The sequence below is a fragment of the Salinisphaera orenii subsp. orenii MK-B5 genome (assembly GCF_003788635.1).
GTDB classification, from domain to species: Bacteria; Pseudomonadota; Gammaproteobacteria; order Nevskiales; family Salinisphaeraceae; genus Salinisphaera; species Salinisphaera orenii.
The window spans coordinates 50,770-65,400 of sequence record NZ_AYKH01000041.1 but is presented as its reverse complement, the minus strand read 5'-3'; the positions used below and the strand labels follow the sequence as shown (position 1 = coordinate 65,400).

15 protein-coding genes are annotated in these 14,631 nt (G+C 69.3%); 11 read left to right on the top strand and 4 right to left on the bottom strand.

Annotation, left to right across the window (positions count from 1 at the left end; all coding sequences use genetic code 11):
- Window positions 1-25 precede the first annotated feature (25 nt).
- The 9 genes from SAOR_RS14185 to SAOR_RS14145 all read left to right on the top strand — a co-directional run bounded on the left by SAOR_RS14185 (window position 26) and on the right by SAOR_RS14145 (window position 7,223).
- Window positions 26-1,096, top strand: a complete 1,071-nt coding sequence (locus SAOR_RS14185; RefSeq protein WP_123632004.1) for an SDR family oxidoreductase — start codon at window positions 26-28, stop codon at window positions 1,094-1,096.
- 294 nt (window positions 1,097-1,390) lie between these two features.
- A complete protein-coding gene (gene pyrF / locus SAOR_RS14180) occupies window positions 1,391-2,119 on the top strand; it encodes an orotidine-5'-phosphate decarboxylase (protein WP_123591044.1) in 729 nt (242 codons plus the stop codon).
- A gap of 91 nt (window positions 2,120-2,210) precedes the next feature.
- On the top strand, window positions 2,211-3,257 hold the full coding sequence (hemE, locus tag SAOR_RS14175) for a uroporphyrinogen decarboxylase (RefSeq protein WP_123632003.1): 1,047 nt from the start codon (window positions 2,211-2,213) through the stop codon (window positions 3,255-3,257).
- A 118-nt stretch (window positions 3,258-3,375) separates the two neighbouring features.
- Window positions 3,376-4,311, top strand: coding sequence for an acetyltransferase (locus tag SAOR_RS14170; protein ID WP_185015705.1), 936 nt, complete (start codon window positions 3,376-3,378; stop codon window positions 4,309-4,311).
- Window positions 4,308-5,063 (top strand): SDR family NAD(P)-dependent oxidoreductase, encoded by a 756-nt coding sequence (locus SAOR_RS14165; RefSeq protein ID WP_123591047.1) that lies wholly within the window; start codon window positions 4,308-4,310, stop codon window positions 5,061-5,063. Before SAOR_RS14170 ends, SAOR_RS14165 begins: the two co-directional genes overlap by 4 nt.
- Window positions 5,060-5,251: a hypothetical protein gene (locus SAOR_RS14160; protein WP_123632001.1), complete on the top strand. Its 192-nt coding sequence runs from the start codon at window positions 5,060-5,062 to the stop codon at window positions 5,249-5,251. Before SAOR_RS14165 ends, SAOR_RS14160 begins: the two co-directional genes overlap by 4 nt.
- 1 nt (window position 5,252) lies before the next feature.
- Entirely contained in the window at window positions 5,253-5,738 is a 486-nt protein-coding gene (locus SAOR_RS14155) for a YiiD C-terminal domain-containing protein (RefSeq protein WP_185015704.1), read from the top strand.
- 4 nt (window positions 5,739-5,742) lie between these two features.
- Window positions 5,743-6,618: a cytochrome c oxidase assembly protein gene (locus SAOR_RS14150; RefSeq protein WP_123631999.1), complete on the top strand. Its 876-nt coding sequence runs from the start codon at window positions 5,743-5,745 to the stop codon at window positions 6,616-6,618.
- The gene (locus SAOR_RS14145; protein WP_123631998.1) at window positions 6,615-7,223 is read left to right on the top strand and encodes an SCO family protein; all 609 of its coding nucleotides are present in this window, start codon (window positions 6,615-6,617) and stop codon (window positions 7,221-7,223) included. The genes SAOR_RS14150 and SAOR_RS14145 overlap by 4 nt, the downstream gene beginning before the upstream one ends.
- A gap of 570 nt (window positions 7,224-7,793) precedes the next feature.
- Here SAOR_RS14145 and SAOR_RS14140 read toward each other — a convergent pair.
- Genes SAOR_RS14140 through SAOR_RS14125 form a run of 4 tightly spaced genes read right to left on the bottom strand, consistent with a single transcriptional unit; the run spans window position 7,794 to window position 12,388 of the window.
- Window positions 7,794-9,128, bottom strand: coding sequence for an MFS transporter (locus tag SAOR_RS14140; protein ID WP_123631997.1), 1,335 nt, complete (start codon window positions 9,126-9,128; stop codon window positions 7,794-7,796).
- The gene (locus SAOR_RS14135; RefSeq protein ID WP_185015703.1) at window positions 9,125-10,357 is read right to left on the bottom strand and encodes an SAM-dependent methyltransferase; all 1,233 of its coding nucleotides are present in this window, start codon (window positions 10,355-10,357) and stop codon (window positions 9,125-9,127) included. The genes SAOR_RS14140 and SAOR_RS14135 overlap by 4 nt, the downstream gene beginning before the upstream one ends.
- 7 nt (window positions 10,358-10,364) lie before the next feature.
- A complete protein-coding gene (locus SAOR_RS14130) occupies window positions 10,365-11,132 on the bottom strand; it encodes a DUF1365 domain-containing protein (RefSeq protein ID WP_123631995.1) in 768 nt (255 codons plus the stop codon).
- Window positions 11,132-12,388 (bottom strand): NAD(P)/FAD-dependent oxidoreductase, encoded by a 1,257-nt coding sequence (locus tag SAOR_RS14125; protein ID WP_123631994.1) that lies wholly within the window; start codon window positions 12,386-12,388, stop codon window positions 11,132-11,134. Before SAOR_RS14125 ends, SAOR_RS14130 begins: the two co-directional genes overlap by 1 nt.
- Before the next feature lie 229 nt (window positions 12,389-12,617).
- On the opposite strand from SAOR_RS14125, the gene SAOR_RS14120 reads away from it, so the two are divergent.
- Entirely contained in the window at window positions 12,618-13,589 is a 972-nt protein-coding gene (locus SAOR_RS14120; protein WP_123631993.1) for a malate dehydrogenase, read from the top strand.
- 127 nt (window positions 13,590-13,716) lie between these two features.
- The gene (locus SAOR_RS14115; protein ID WP_123631992.1) at window positions 13,717-14,625 is read left to right on the top strand and encodes an FkbM family methyltransferase; all 909 of its coding nucleotides are present in this window, start codon (window positions 13,717-13,719) and stop codon (window positions 14,623-14,625) included.
- Window positions 14,626-14,631: the final 6 nt, after the last annotated feature.

The following is a 14,631-nucleotide window of genomic DNA, read 5'->3' as shown; positions in this document are numbered from 1 at the left end:
GGCGGTTTCCGCCCGGATCGATCTCATGCAGAAAGGCAACGCCCTAGTCGTCGGCGCCACCGGCATCACCGGCGGCAACCTCGCGCAGTATCTGGTCGCCAGCGGCTGGACGGTCTATGGCCTGTCGCGCCGCGCCGAGCGCACCGGCGGCGTCATCCCGGTCGCGGCCGACCTGCTGGACGCCGACAGTACGGCCACGGCACTGAAGTCGCTGCCGATCACCCACGTGTTCTATTGCACCTGGACCCAGCGCGACAACGAAAAAGACAACGTCGAAGCCAACGGTGCGATGATGAACAACCTGTTCGCCGCGCTCGACCCGGAGCGGCTCGAACACATCTCGCTCGTGACCGGCACCAAGCAGTACCTCGGTTCGTTCGAGGCCTATGGCAGCGGCCGGGTGGAAACACCCTTTCGCGAGTCGGCCGAGCGCGTGCCCGGCCCCAACTTCTACTACACGCTCGAAGACATCATGCGCGATGTCGCCGAACGCTACGGCATCGCCTGGAACGTGCACCGCCCGCATACCGTGATCGGCTATGCGCCCGGCAACATCATGAATATGGGCACGACGCTCGCGGTGTATGCCACGATCTGCCGCGAGACCGGCAAGGCGTTCACGTTCCCCGGCTCACAGGAGCAGTGGCACTATCTCACCGACCTAACCGACGCGCTGCTGCTCGCACGTCAGATGGAATGGGCCGCGCTCGCGCCAGGGGCGGCCAACCAGGCATTCAACACGGTCAACGGCGATGTCTTCCGCTGGCGGCGCCTGTGGCATGAGATCGGCGGCTACTTCGGTGTCGAGGTCGCCGACTGCCCCGACACGCCGCGGCCGCTCGCCTCGCAGATGGCGGGCGTCGAAGACACCTGGCGCACGATCGCCCAGACCCACGGCCTGATCGAACCGGATGTGACGAAGCTCGCGTCCTGGTGGCATACCGACGGTGATCTGGGCCGTACCCAGGAATGCGTGAACGACATCAACAAGTGCCGGAATTTCGGCTTCCACGCCCACCGCGAGACCCGTTCCGTGTTCTTCGACCTGTTCGACCGTCTCGCGGCCGAGCGGATCATTCCACCGATACGCGCGTAGCACCCGATCGCGCGCCGAACCGGTTCGGGTCACGCGGCGGTACGACAGACCGGCACAGGCCGAGCGCGGGCCGATGGATACAAGCCCGGTCTGTCATCGCCGTGCATTTCAACGGTCGCGGCCGAGTCGGCTGCGGCGTGATCGACGCCGGCGCCCGTACGGGACACGTCGCGTGATCCAAGGCGGCCGCTTCGGCCGCCGATGGCCCCATGGCACACTCGCGGGACCGAGCCAACCGGTTCCCGACATGCCAGAATTGCGGCCGTCGATTTCACTCGCCGCTCCGATCCCGCCATGACGCCGATACCGGACGACCGCGACCGCCTGATCTTCGCACTCGACGTGGCCGACACCGAGTCGGCCCGGTCGCTGGTCGTGCGTCTGGGCGATACCGTGACTTTCTACAAGGTGGGTCTGGAGCTGGCGATGTCGCCCGGCTACTTCGAGCTGGTGGACTGGCTCAAGGCCCGGGGCAAGAAGGTGTTCGTGGACGTCAAGCTGTTCGACGTGCCGGCCACGGTGGCGGCGGCGGTGACGCGGCTGTGCGCGCGCGACGTCGACTTCATCACCGTGCACGGCAATCAGGGCATCATGGCGGCGGCGGCCGAGGCGCGCAGCGGCAGCGCCCGCATCCTGGCGGTGACCGCCCTGACCAGTCTCGACCAGGGCGACCTCGACGACATGGGCTTTGCCTGCGACATCCCGACACTCGTGCTCTCGCGGGCGCGGCGCGCGCTGGCGGCCGGCTGCGACGGGGTCGTGTCCTCCGGCCTGGAGGTCGAGCGGCTGCGCGCGGAAGCACCCGAGCGGCTGATCGCGGTCACGCCCGGCATCCGACCGGTGGCCAACGACGAGCGCGCTCCGGACGACCAGAAACGGGTGATGACGCCGCGCCGCGCCATCGCCTCCGGGGCCGATCATCTGGTCGTGGGCCGCCCGATCCGCGAGGCCGCGGACCCGGCCGCGGCGGCCGCGGCCATCCAGGACGAGATCGCGGCCGCGGTGGCCGAACGCGGCGACTGACCGCACGCCTATCGGCCGCCGGTTCGGGACCGGTAAACTGCCCGCCAGAATCGTCCGTCGGCAGCCACTGCCGGCCCCAAGAGCCCTTTGCATGTCACACGATCGCCTGCTGCGCGCGCTCGCGCGCGAACCCGTCGACGCCACGCCGGTCTGGCTGATGCGTCAGGCCGGACGCTATCTGCCCGAATACCGCAAGCTGCGCGAACAGGCCGGCAGCTTCCTGACCCTGTGCCAGAACCCGGAGCTCGCCTGCGAGGTCACGCTGCAGCCGCTGCGGCGCTTCGACTTCGACGCCGCCATCCTGTTCTCGGACATCCTCACCATTCCCGAGGCCATGGGCCTGGGCCTGCATTTCGTCGCCGGCGAGGGGCCGCATTTCCATCATCCGGTGCGCACCCCCGACGAGATCGCCCGGCTCACCGTGCCCGACATCGATCGCGAGCTCGGCTACGTGCCGGCCGCGGTCGAGCTGATCCGGCGCGAGCTGGACGGGCGCACGCCGCTGATCGGTTTCGCCGGCAGCCCGTGGACGCTGGCGACTTATATGGTCGAGGGCGGCCCGTCCAAGAACTACGCCCACATCAAGAAGCTGATGTACGACGCGCCCGAGGCGCTGCACCAGCTGCTGGACGTGCTCGCGCGCTCGGTCGCGGCCTATCTCAACGCCCAGATCGCCGCCGGCGCCCAGGCGGTGCAGATCTTCGACACCTGGGGCGGCGTGCTGACCCCCGCCGGCTATCGCGAGTTCTCGTTGGCCTACATGCAGGCGATCGTGGACGCGCTGGAGCCGGCGCCGGACGGCAGCCGCGTGCCCGCGATCCTGTTCACCAAGGGCGGCGGGCCGTGGCTGGAATCGATGGCCGATACCGGCGCGGCCGCGCTCGGGCTGGACTGGACCATCGACATCGACGCCGCCCGCGCCCGCGTGGGCGACCGGGTCGCGCTGCAGGGCAACCTCGACCCGGCGGTACTGCACGCCCGGCCGGCGGTCATCCGTGAACACGTGCGCGACGTGCTGGCGCGCTTCGGCGACGGTCCCGGGCATGTGTTCAACCTCGGCCACGGCGTCACCCCGGACATCAAGCCCGACCACGTCGCCGCGCTGGTCGACGCGGTGCACGAATTCTCGGCCCGCTGATGGCGGGCGCGCAAGCCGGGCGCAGTCCGACGGCGGGCCGGGGACGGGCGGTTGGCGCGACGCGGCGCAGGCGCTACATTGCCGTCATGACCGTCACGACGCCGCCGGACGCGCCCCGATGAAACGCTGGCTCGAACCCCTGCGCGGCGCGATCGCGGTCGCGGGCATGGTGCTCGTCACGCTGCTCGGCTTCATCCCACTGCTGCCCGCCAGCCTGGTGAAGCTGGCCGCGCCCTGGCCGGCGGTGCGCACGCCGGCCACGCGCGCCGTGCTCTGGGTCGCCCGCTGGTGGGCGCGCGGCGTCAACGCCGTCATCGTCGGCGTCTCCGGCACCCGGGTGACCTACGACCAGCAGGTGCCCGACGATCCGGACGGGCGCTACGTGCTGATCTCGAATCATCAGTGCTGGGCCGACGTGATGCTGCTGTGCCACGTGGTCGAGCCGCAGCTGCCCTTCCCGCGCTACTTCATCAAGGAGCGGCTGCGCTGGCTGCCGGTGGTGGGGCTGGCCTGCTGGGCGCTGGATTTTCCGTTCATGAAACGCCACAGCCGGGCCGAACTCGAGCGCAACCCCGATCTGCGCAACCAGGACATGGAGACGGTGCGCCGCGCCTGCGCGGTGTTCCGCGCATGGCCGGTCTCGATCGTCAACTACGCCGAAGGCACCCGCTCGACCGCCGCCAAGCGCGCGGCGGCCGGCTCGCCCTACGCCGCGCTGCTGCCGCCCAAGGCCGGCGGCACGGCCTTCGCCATCAACGCCATGCGCGACGTGCTCGACGGCGTGCTCGACATGAGCGTGGCCTACGTCAATACGCCCGAACCGCGGTTCTGGGATTTTCTCTGCGGCCGGATCCCCGAGGTGGTGATCCGCGTGCGCCGGCTCGATGTCCCGCGCGACCTGTTCGACGGCGACTACAGCGCCGATCCCGAGTACCGCGAGCGCTTCAAGCGCTGGCTGGAAGGTGTCTGGGCGGAAAAGGACGCCGAAGTGTCCGCGCTCCAGGATCCGCGTCAGTCCGCGACCCGCTTCGACCGGCTCGGCGACTCCCGATGACGGCGGGCGTGGCCTGGATCACCGGCGCCAGCTCGGGCATCGGCGCCGCGCTGGCGGTGGAACTGGCCGGGCACGGCTGGCAGGTGGCCGTGTCCGGGCGCGACGCCGAGCGACTCGCCGCGGTCCGGGCGCGGGCGCCGGCGGCGATCCACCCGTTCGCCCTCGACGTGACCGATGCGGACGCCAACGTCACCGTCGCCGCCGACATCGAACGCCGGCTCGGCCCGATCGACCGCGCGGTGTTCAACGCCGGCGTGGGCAGCGGCTTTTCGGTGGATCGCTTCGACGCCGCCGACGTGCGCGAGCGCATGCACGTCAACTACGGCGGCGCGGTCAACGGCATCGGCGCGGTACTGCCGGCCATGCGCGCGCGGGGCCGCGGCCAGATCGCGCTGACCGCCAGCGTGGCCGGCTTCCGCGGCCTGCCGGACGGCGCGCCCTACTGCGCCTCCAAGGCGGCGATGATCGCCCTCGCCGAAGGGCTGGCCCTGGATCTGGCGCCGCGCGGCATCGACGTACGCGTGATCACGCCGGGCTTCGTGCGCACGCCGCTGACCGACAAGAACCGCTTTCCCATGCCGTTCATCATCGAGCCGGACGATGCCGCCCGCCGGATCCGGCGCGGGCTCGACGGCCGCGGCTTCGAGATCACGTTTCCGAAACGGCTGTCCTATGTGCTCAAGACGCTGCAGCGGCTACCCTATGCGTTGTACTTTCCTCTGATCCGGCGCATCGCCGGAGGCCGCTCATGAAAACGCTCGTCTGGCTGATCGTCATCGTCGTCCTCGTGGTCGCCGCATTCGGCATCCTGCAGTGGGTGCGACGCCAGATCGCCTCCAGCCGCGAGGATCTCAAGCACGTCGACCGCAGCAAGCTGCGCGATCTCGACGACGACGCCTGGGCCGAGGAGGAGCGCGACAAGGACGACTGGAAGCGCTGACGTGGACACGCTCGAGCGGCTGCAGCGCCGGGTCGCAGACGAGATCCCGCTGGCCCGGGCGGCCGGCATCCGGCTCGCGCTGGACGCCGACGGCAGCGTGCGCGCCGAGGCGCCCTTCGACGCCAACCGCAACCTGCACGGCACGGTCTTCGGCGGCAGCCTCTATGTCGTCGCCCTGGTGGCCGGCTTCGCCCAGACGCAGTGGCTGGTCACGAGCACCGGCCTCGACGCCGCCGTGGTCGTCCAGCGCGCGGAGACGCGCTATCTCGCCCCGCTGCGGCGTGCGCTGACGACGCGCATGCAGCTGCCCGAGGCCGCCGCGCTCGCCCGCTTCGTCGACGCCGTGGCGCACCGCGGCCGCGGACGTCTTGAACTCACCGTCCGGATAGCCGACGACGACGGCGACACCGCCTTCGAGTTCGACGGCACGTTTGTCGCCACCGCCGCGCCCGGCGTGCGCAACCCCCGCGACGAATCGGGGTCATAGGGGAATGGCCGCCGAGATCGCACGCTGGCTCACGCCGTGGGAGCCCCTGTACTGGCTGATCGCCCTGTTCGCGATCGTGGCGGCCTGCTATGTCCGCGGGCTGGCGCGCCGCCGACGGGCGCGCGACGTGCTGCCGGCGATCGCGTTCTTCGTGGGGCTGGCGTCCATGTACACGGTGATGCAGACCCATGTCGACTACTACGCCCAGTACATGTTCTTCATCCACCGGGCCCAGCATCTGATACTGCATCATCTGGGGCCGTTCCTGATCGCGCTGTCCATGCCCACCGCCGTGCTGGCCGCGGGTGCGCCGCTGTGGCTGTCGCGCGGCATGCGCGGGCTCGGCGCCCTGCCGCCGGTTGCGGGGCTGTATCGCGTACTCCAGCATCCGGTGATCAGCGCGGCCCTGTTCGTCGGCCTGATCTATTTCTGGCTGTGGCCGTCGGTGCACTTCACGGCCATGCTCTCGGCCCGCGACTACTGGCTGATGAACCTGTCGATGGCCGTCGACGGGCTGCTGTTCTGGTGGTTCATGCTGGACCCGCGCCGGCCCGGCGCCACGCCGACGACCTATTCCATCGGCCTGCGCATCATCGTGCTGTGGGCGGTGATGCCGCCGCAGATCGCGATCGGCGCCTATATCGCGCTCGCCCCGGACACCGTCTACGACGTCTATGCCGTCTGCGGGCGCGCCTTTCCGATATCGCCCATCGTCGACCAGCAGCTCGGCGGCCTGATCACGTGGATTCCGGCCGCGATGATGAGCGTGGTCGCCACCCTCATCCTCCTGCGGCTGGGCTTCGTACACGACCGCAGCACCGCATCGCCGACCGAGCCCGCCGTGACCGCTTCCCGACCCGATGAGCGCCAGACCGTATGAACCATCGCCTGCCCCGCCGCCTGTTTGTCGTGTTCGCACTCGCCGCGACCGCTCTGCTCGCCGCCTGCAGTGGCGGCGAACCGGAGTACAACGCCCACGACATCGAAGGCGTGATGCCGGATCTCGCCTTCAATCTGACCGACGAGAACGGCAACGCCGTCGAGGCCGACGACTATGACGGCAGGCTCAAACTGCTGTTCTTCGGCTACACCAACTGTCCTGACATCTGCCCGGCCACGATGGCCCGCATCCGTGCCGCGCTCGGGGGCCTGGACGACACGACCCGCGAGAACATCGACGTGCTGTTCGTCAGCGTCGACCCTGAGCGCGACGACCCGGAACGCCTGGCGCAGTTCACCTCGAGTTTCGGGCCGCGCTTCGCCGGGCTCACGGGCAGCCAGGAGCAGCTCCAGACGCTGTCCAAGCGCTACCGCGTGACCTACGGCTACGGTGAGCCCAACGACAACGGCTTCTATCTGGTCTCGCACAGCAGCGCGATCTTCGTGTTCGGCCCGGAAGGCAAGGCACGGCTGCTGGTCAATCAGGAACAGAGCGTGGACGCACTGCGCGCCGATCTGAAGAAACTGCTCGAACGCGTCGACTAGGCCTGTTAACGCTTACTGCGAGCCCGTGCCAGGCGCTTCCTGACAATGGACCATGGGCAGCAAGACGAGGCGTCGCGCGCGCCGCGGCATCGCCAGTCTGGATCGTGACCCGCCCCAATCGGCGACTCGCGACTTGCCGCACACGCTATGCAGTCGCCAACGCGGCGTTGGCATGGTGTGTAACAGGCCCAGGAGCGATACGCCCGTTCCGGCCGCACGGATCGCACTTCCGTCCCGAGCGCCGCGAACGCAGGCGCCGGGCCGGACGCGGCGAGGCTGCGACGCCGCCTCGGCCGGCGGAGATCTTCCAGGCCAGGCTTTCTTACGGCATTGCTCCGGGCGCGTGCGCACGACGGCGAGTGCAGCGACGCGCCGGGAAACGACACCTCACAGGCTTCAGCGGGCCGCGCCCGCATTCCGGGCCGCACCCGCAACACACCCGGCTCAGCCGCTTTCGGCGAAGGTACGGCGTTCGCGTGCCCTCGGCACGTTTCATCGCCCTACGTGCCGGCCCGCGGGCTCGGGCGTCGGCGCGAGCGCGGCTGACCGATCGGAGACGGCCCGAGTGACTCAGCTGCTCGAGGGTTCCCGCCGGCCGATCTCGCTCTGCAGCTCGGCGTGGCGGCGCCGGTCGAGCGGGAAGTGCCACATCAACGCCACCACGCCGAGCTTGATCGCCACCGGCAGCAGGCCGTAGAGCACGGCGAGCGTCCACAGCGCGGTGGCGTCGTTGTCGCCGCCGGCCTCGAAGCCGGCCAGCCAGAGCATCGGATAGGCGATGCCCAGCGCGATCGCGAAGGCCAGCTTGGTGGCCATGCCCCAGAGGCCGAAGTACAGCCCCGCCCGGCCGTCGCCGCCGGCCGCCGTATCCTCGTCGATCACATCCGCCTGGATCGAAGCCGCGATCGCCTGATCCACGCCGAGGCAGCTGCCGCCGAGCACGCAGATCAGCCCGTAGCCGATATAGTCGCCCTCGCCCAGCGTCACCGTGAACACGAACACCGCGCTCACCCAGAGCATGGACGCGCACCAGAGCCGATGCTTGGACCAGTTGCGGCCGATGCGCAGCCACAGCGGCAGCCCGAGCACCGCGGAGAGAAAGTAGATGGCCAGAAAGACGCCGCCGGTGACCTCGCTGCCGCCAAGAATGCCGATCACGAAGAACAAAAACAGCGCCGCCGGCAGGCCGTTGGCCGCGCCGTTCAACAGATAGGCGATCAGCAGGCGCCGGAACGGGGCGTTGGCCGCGAGCAGCCGCCAGCTCTGCGCCCAGCGGATATGCGAGGCCCGGCTTCCCGCGGGCTCGGGCACGCGCCAGATGAACAGCGCCGTGGCCATGGGCAGGGCCACCAGCAGAAACACCGCGATCGCCGCCAGCCCCGCGGCCGCGTCGCCGGCCGCGCGCTGGGCGAGCGCCGGCAGCAGGATCGCCACCAGCGTCCCCAGCACGAAAAATCCCTCGCGCCAGGCGGTGATACGCGAACGCTCGTCGTAGTCCGCCGAGAGTTCGGCGCCGAGCGTGGTGTAGGGCAGATAGATCAGGGTCCAGCCCAGATAGGCCAGCATGCTCCAGACCAGCAGGTAGGCCGCGCCCGCGTCCGCGCCAGGCACGAACAGGAACCAGGCGGCGAGCATCAACAGCGGCGCGCCGAGGGCGATGAACGGCCGGCGCCGGCCGAAACGCGTCGTCAGGCGATCCGAGGCGGTGCCGATGAGCGGGTCCGTGATCACGTCGAACAGGCGCGCGGCGAAGATCAGCACGCCGACCAGGCCGGTGTTGAGCGCCGACATCTCCGAATAGAACGGCGGCAGATACACCGTCAGCGGCAGACCGAGCGCGGCCAGCGGCAGACCGAGTACGCCATAGGCCGACAGCATCGGCCAGCGATAGCCGACCGCGCTCATCGGGCGCTCTCCCCGATCGGACGCTCGAGCGCGATCTGCATGAGATCGATGTTGCCGGAGGTGAAACCCGCCGCGCAGTAGGCGAGATAGTAGCGCCACATGCGCAGGAACGACGCCCCGTGCAGGGCCTCGATCTCGGCGCCGCGCGCGACCACGCGCGCGTCCCAACGCATGAGCGTGCGCGCATAGTCGCGGCCGTGGAAGTCGCGTTCGCGCACGTTCAGCCCGGCTCGGGCGGCCTCGCGCTCGAACACGGCCGGCGAGGCGAGCATGCCGCCCGGAAAGATGTACTCCTGAATGAAGTCCACGTTCGCGCGGTAGTAGTCGAAGCGGCTGTCGTCGATCGTGATCGCCTGGATCGCGGCCCGCCCGCCGGGTTTGAGCGCGCGGAAGATCGCACCGAAGTAGTCCGGCCAGTAGCGCTCGCCCACGGCCTCGTACATCTCGATGGAGACGACGTGATCGAAGCGCTCGTCGACGTCGCGGTAATCGCGCAGCTGGAAGTCCAGCTGCTGTTCCAGCCCGGCCTCGGTCGCGGCCCGGCGGGCGAAGGTCAGCTGCTCGGTGGACAGCGTCAGACCGGTGACGTGGCAGTCGGCCTGGCGGGCGGCGTAGCGGGCGAACCCGCCCCAGCCGCAGCCGATCTCGAGGATGCGGTCGCCCGGCTGCACGTCGAGCCGGGCCAGCAGGCGCGCGTACTTGCGCCGCTGGGCGCTCGCCAGATCCTCCTCCGGATGCGCGAACAGGGCCGAGGAATAGGTCCAGGTCTCGTCCAGCCAAAGGCCGTAGAAGTCGTTGCCCAGATCGTAGTGATAGGCGATGTTGCGCCGCGCGCCGCGGCGCGAGTTGCGGCGCAGGCGGTGCCGCACCGCACTCATCGCGGTATACAGATGCTGCAGGCGCGAGAAATCCGGCTCCAGCGCATCCTCGTTGAGGTGCAGCAGATAGATGAGCGCGGCCAGATCCGGCGTGTCCCACTCCCCGGCCATATAGCCTTCGGCGAAGCCGATGGAACCGGCCTTGAACAGGCGCGTGACCATGCGCGGCGAGACGATGCGCAGGGCCGCGCTCGGCCCCGGCCGGCGGCCGACGAACAGCGCCAGCGAGCCGCCGGGCAGCGCGACCTCGAGGCGACCGGTGTGCAGCCGGTCCAGGCGTTTGACGACCTGACGCTCGCGCCAGGTCGCCGGCCGGCCGGATTGCTTGGTCGCGCGGTGGCTCGAATGCATGACGGCTTCAGGACACATTGGAGTCGTGCGGTTTGGGTTTCGGGCGATAGCCGGCGCCGCGCAGCCAGAGCTTGAGCGCCTGCCAGTGGATTGCGGCGATGACCTTGAAGGGCAGCAGCGGCCGCGCCAGCGCGGCCCGCAGCAGAGCGGCGGTGGTCAGCGGTCGGCGCTCGCCGGTCAGCGTGGTGGCGATGCGCAGCGTCTGACCGCTGTCGTCGTACAGCCGGATACCCACGCCCAGGCGCTCGTCCGGATACAGAAAATGAAAGCGATAGCGGCCGTCACGATCGAGAAAGGGCGAGACGTGAAACCGCTTGGCCTTGTCCGCCGTGACCCTCGAACCCATTGCCGCACCATCGGCGTGGAGCACATAGAAATGATGCTCGCCGAAGGTGTTGTGGACCTGGGCGACGATCGCGCGCAGCCCCCCGTCGGCGTGCTCGCAGTAGAACAGGCTGAGCGGATTGAAGCCATAGCCGAGCACCCGCGGCATCGCCAGCAGGCGCACGCGGCCGCCGGCCAGGGTCACGCCGCGATCGGCCAGCAGCGCCTCCAGCCAGGGCCGCAGCGAACTGCCGTCGTGCGGGCCGTGGTCGGCGTCGTGGAACGACAGCCAGTTGAAACGATTGCGCGAGAGCAGCGGCGTGGCCGCGCAGGCGGCGTCGATCGCGTCGATGTCCAGCAGCAGGTACCACGCCCGGTAGCCGAAACCATAGCGCGGCGCACCCGGCCTTCGGTGCATGATGCGGGCGATGTAGAGCGCATGTGCCGCCATCACCGACGCCAGGCCACGCGCGCACCCAGCCCTTCGGCCACGCGGACCGCGGCCGCGAGACCGTCCTCGTGAAAACCGTAGCCGCACCAGGCGCCGCAGTGCCAGACGCCGCCCGCGCCCTGGATCGTGTCCAGCTCGCGCTGGGCCGCGACCGCGCGGCCGTCGAACACGGGATGGTCGTAGGTCAGCTCGCGGATGACGCGCCCGGCCGCCGGTTCGATCAGCGGATTGAGACTGACGAAATAGTCGGTGGCGCCGGCAATCGACTGCAGCCGGTTCATCCAGTACGTCACCGCAACGCGCTGATCGGAGACCGCATCGCGATCGGCGAGATAGTTCCAGGACGACCAGACCGCGCGCCGGCGCGGCATCAGGGCGGGGTCGGTGTGCAGGATCGCGCGGTTGCGCTGGAAGGTGAACGCCGACAGCAGTCGCCGCTCGGCCGCCGACGGCCCGGCCAGCAGTGCCCGGGTGGTATCGGCGTGGCAGGCGAACACGACCTGATCGAAGTGCGCGTCGTCGCCGCGGGCGGTCGTCACACGCACGCCGGCGGCGTCGCGCTCGACGCCGGTGACCGCGCAATCCAGCCGCAGGCGCGGGCCGAGCTCGGCGGCGATCGCCTGCACGTAGCGCTGACTGCCGCCGGCGACCGTGCGCCACTGCGGCCGATCGCTGATATCCAGCAGCCCGTGGTTGTCGAAGAAGCGCAGGAACGGCGCGACCGGAAAATCGCGCATGCCGGCGGCCGGCGTCGACCAGATCGCCGCAGCCATGGGCAGCAGATAACGCGCGGCGAAGGCGCGGCCGTAGCGGTTTCGGTCGAGGAACGCGCCCAGCGGCTCGTCGGGCAGCGCGTCGTTCGCGATCAGGCGCTTGCCCTGGCGATTGAAGCGCAGGATGTCGGCCAGCATGCGCCAGTGCGCGGCATCGGCGATGAGCCGCGTCTGAACGAACAGCGTGCGCCAGCTATCGCCCGCCCACTCGATCGCGCCGCCCGCGATTGATACGCCGAAGGACATGTCGTTGGCCGTGGTCGGCACCTCGAGCTCGGCCAGAAGCGACTGAAAATACGGATAATTCCGGTCGTTAAGAACGATGAAGCCAGTATCCACCGGCTGTGTGCCGGCCATCACCGTATGGGCGTGGCCGCCGGCGCGCGCCTCGGCTTCGAACACCGTGACATCCGCGTGTTCGCGCAGCAGCCAGGCCGCGCCCAGCCCGGCGATGCCGCTGCCCACGATGGCGATTCGCTGCATGTGGTTCGTCCTGTGACCGGAAACTGCCGCCAAAGGGCGGTCATACGGCGCGCCCGCGCGGGTGGATGCCTTTTTACCCGGTTTCGTGTTTGGGCTATGCTCTACGCCGCGTTTTTCAAGCCCGGCCCGCCGCGCCGTCGCGCGATCCGCCCGTTCGTCGGCGATCGCCGGAGGGCGTCGGCGACGCGCTCAGGGCCCAGGCATCGACGACCTTCGCAAAGGAGCAGCCATGAAAGAACCTGTACGCGTAGCCATCACCGGCGGCGCCGGCAACATCAGCTATTCGCTGATCTTCCGCATCGCCGCCGGCGACATGCTGGGCCCCGACCAGCCGGTGATTCTGCAGCTGCTCGAAATCCCGCCGGCCATGGACGCGCTCAAGGGCGTGATCATGGAAATCAACGACTGCGCCTTCCCGCTCGTGCACGGCGTCTCCGGCAGCGACAAGCCCGAAGAAGCGTTCAAGGACGTGGACATCGCCCTGCTGGTCGGCTCCAAGCCGCGCGGCAAGGGCATGGAACGCTCGGACCTGCTGAAGGCCAACGGTGACATCTTCTCGGTCCAGGGCGCAGCACTCAACGACAACGCCTCCAAGGACGTGAAAGTACTGGTGGTCGGCAACCCGGCCAATACCAACGCGCTGATCGCCGCGGCCAACGCACCGGATCTGGACAACAGACAGTTCACCGCCATGATGCGGCTGGACCACAACCGCGCCCTGTCGCAGCTGGCCCAGAAGACCGATGCCCACGTCACCGACATCGACCGGATGATGGTCTGGGGCAACCACAGCGCGACCCAGTATCCGGACATCAGCAAGGCCACCGTCAAGGGCAAGCCCGCCCTGGATCTGGTCGACCGCGACTGGTACGAGAACGATTTCATCCCGACCGTGCAGAAGCGCGGCGCGGCGATCATCGAAGCCCGTGGCGCCTCGAGTGCGGCCTCGGCGGCCTCGGCCGCCATCGACCACATGCGCGACTGGGTGATGGGCTCGGACGGCATCGTTTCGATGGGCATTCCCTCCGACGGCAGCTACGGCGTCGCCGAAGGCATCATGTTCTCCTATCCCGTCATCTGCCGGAACGGCGACTACGAGATCGTCCAGGATCTGGAGATCGACGAATTCAGCCGTGAGCGCATGAAAGCCACGGAAGACGAGCTGCGCGGCGAGCGCGAAGCCGTCGCCGATCTGCTCTGATCCGCCGCGTCGACGCCGGGCCGCCGGCCCGGCGTCTCATCCCCGCCTCGAGTCCGACCATGCACGATGATCGCCGCGCGACGGGCTCATTTTTGGATTGCGCTCTCGAATCCCGGCGTGCCCTCTCGTGAGCGGTAGAACCGGGCTCGCCATCGCGCGCAGCCTGCGCGCGCTGTCGCCGGCGGTCCGGCGCTCGCTGCTTCGGCGGCTCGACCGACTGGCATTTCTCGATCGCTCACTGGCCGCCTGCGGTCAGACGACCTATACCCACGCCGGGCGCCGGATCACCGTCGATGCGGGCGATCGCGTCGGCCGCGAGATGCTCAAGAACGGCTTTACCGAGCAGCCGTTCGTAGCGCTGGTCCGCCGTCATTTCACCGATGTCGAGGGCTGTTTTCTCGATATCGGGGCCAATCTCGGCAACTACGCGCTGGCGCTGGCCCCGCATTACCGGCAGACCTACGCCTTCGAACCCAACCCCGTGTCCTTTCGACTGCTGCAGCAGAACGCACACGACAATCCGTCGCTGGGGATCGAGCCGATCCGCATGGGCCTGTCCGCGCATACCGGAACGGCTGCGTTCTATCCCAACAATGCCGGCAACTCCGGCGCGTCGGGGCTTGAGAAAAAGCGGCCGGGCGGCGAACGCATCGAGGTCGAGATCGCACGGGGCGACGATTTCCTGCCCCGCTTCGCCCCCTTCGTGGCCGCGATCAAGATCGACGTGGAAGGCCACGAGCTGGACGTGCTCCGCGGGCTGGAGCGAACGCTCGAACGCGACCGGCCGGTGATCTTCATGGAGTGGCTGACCGACACCATGCGCACGAAGGGCGGCTTCGACGCGCTGCGGGCGCTACTGCCCGACTACGCGCTGCTGGTGCCGGCGGCGCGCGGCCAGAACGGCCGCATCAAGACCGCGGCGCCCAAGCACCGCCTGACCCTGCTGACACCGCTGGCCGAGCCCCACCGCTCCAAGTACAACCTCGTGTTCTGCGTGCCCCGCGAACGCGCGGACGCGATCGCGACACACGGCTGAGGCCCG

Excerpts from the sequence above, each read along its gene's own strand:
- SAOR_RS14185 (WP_123632004.1), top strand. The coding sequence starts at position 26 with ATGCAGAAAGGCAACGCCCTAGTCGTCGGCGCCACCGGCATCACCGGC.
- pyrF (WP_123591044.1), top strand. The coding sequence starts at position 1,391 with ATGACGCCGATACCGGACGACCGCGACCGCCTGATCTTCGCACTCGAC.
- hemE (WP_123632003.1), top strand. The coding sequence starts at position 2,211 with ATGTCACACGATCGCCTGCTGCGCGCGCTCGCGCGCGAACCCGTCGAC.
- SAOR_RS14170 (WP_185015705.1), top strand. The coding sequence starts at position 3,376 with ATGAAACGCTGGCTCGAACCCCTGCGCGGCGCGATCGCGGTCGCGGGC.
- SAOR_RS14165 (WP_123591047.1), top strand. The coding sequence starts at position 4,308 with ATGACGGCGGGCGTGGCCTGGATCACCGGCGCCAGCTCGGGCATCGGC.
- SAOR_RS14160 (WP_123632001.1), top strand. The coding sequence starts at position 5,060 with ATGAAAACGCTCGTCTGGCTGATCGTCATCGTCGTCCTCGTGGTCGCC.
- SAOR_RS14150 (WP_123631999.1), top strand. The coding sequence starts at position 5,743 with ATGGCCGCCGAGATCGCACGCTGGCTCACGCCGTGGGAGCCCCTGTAC.
- SAOR_RS14145 (WP_123631998.1), top strand. The coding sequence starts at position 6,615 with ATGAACCATCGCCTGCCCCGCCGCCTGTTTGTCGTGTTCGCACTCGCC.
- SAOR_RS14140 (WP_123631997.1), bottom strand. The coding sequence starts at position 9,128 with ATGAGCGCGGTCGGCTATCGCTGGCCGATGCTGTCGGCCTATGGCGTA.
- SAOR_RS14135 (WP_185015703.1), bottom strand. The coding sequence starts at position 10,357 with ATGCATTCGAGCCACCGCGCGACCAAGCAATCCGGCCGGCCGGCGACC.
- SAOR_RS14130 (WP_123631995.1), bottom strand. The coding sequence starts at position 11,132 with ATGGCGGCACATGCGCTCTACATCGCCCGCATCATGCACCGAAGGCCG.
- SAOR_RS14125 (WP_123631994.1), bottom strand. The coding sequence starts at position 12,388 with ATGCAGCGAATCGCCATCGTGGGCAGCGGCATCGCCGGGCTGGGCGCG.
- SAOR_RS14120 (WP_123631993.1), top strand. The coding sequence starts at position 12,618 with ATGAAAGAACCTGTACGCGTAGCCATCACCGGCGGCGCCGGCAACATC.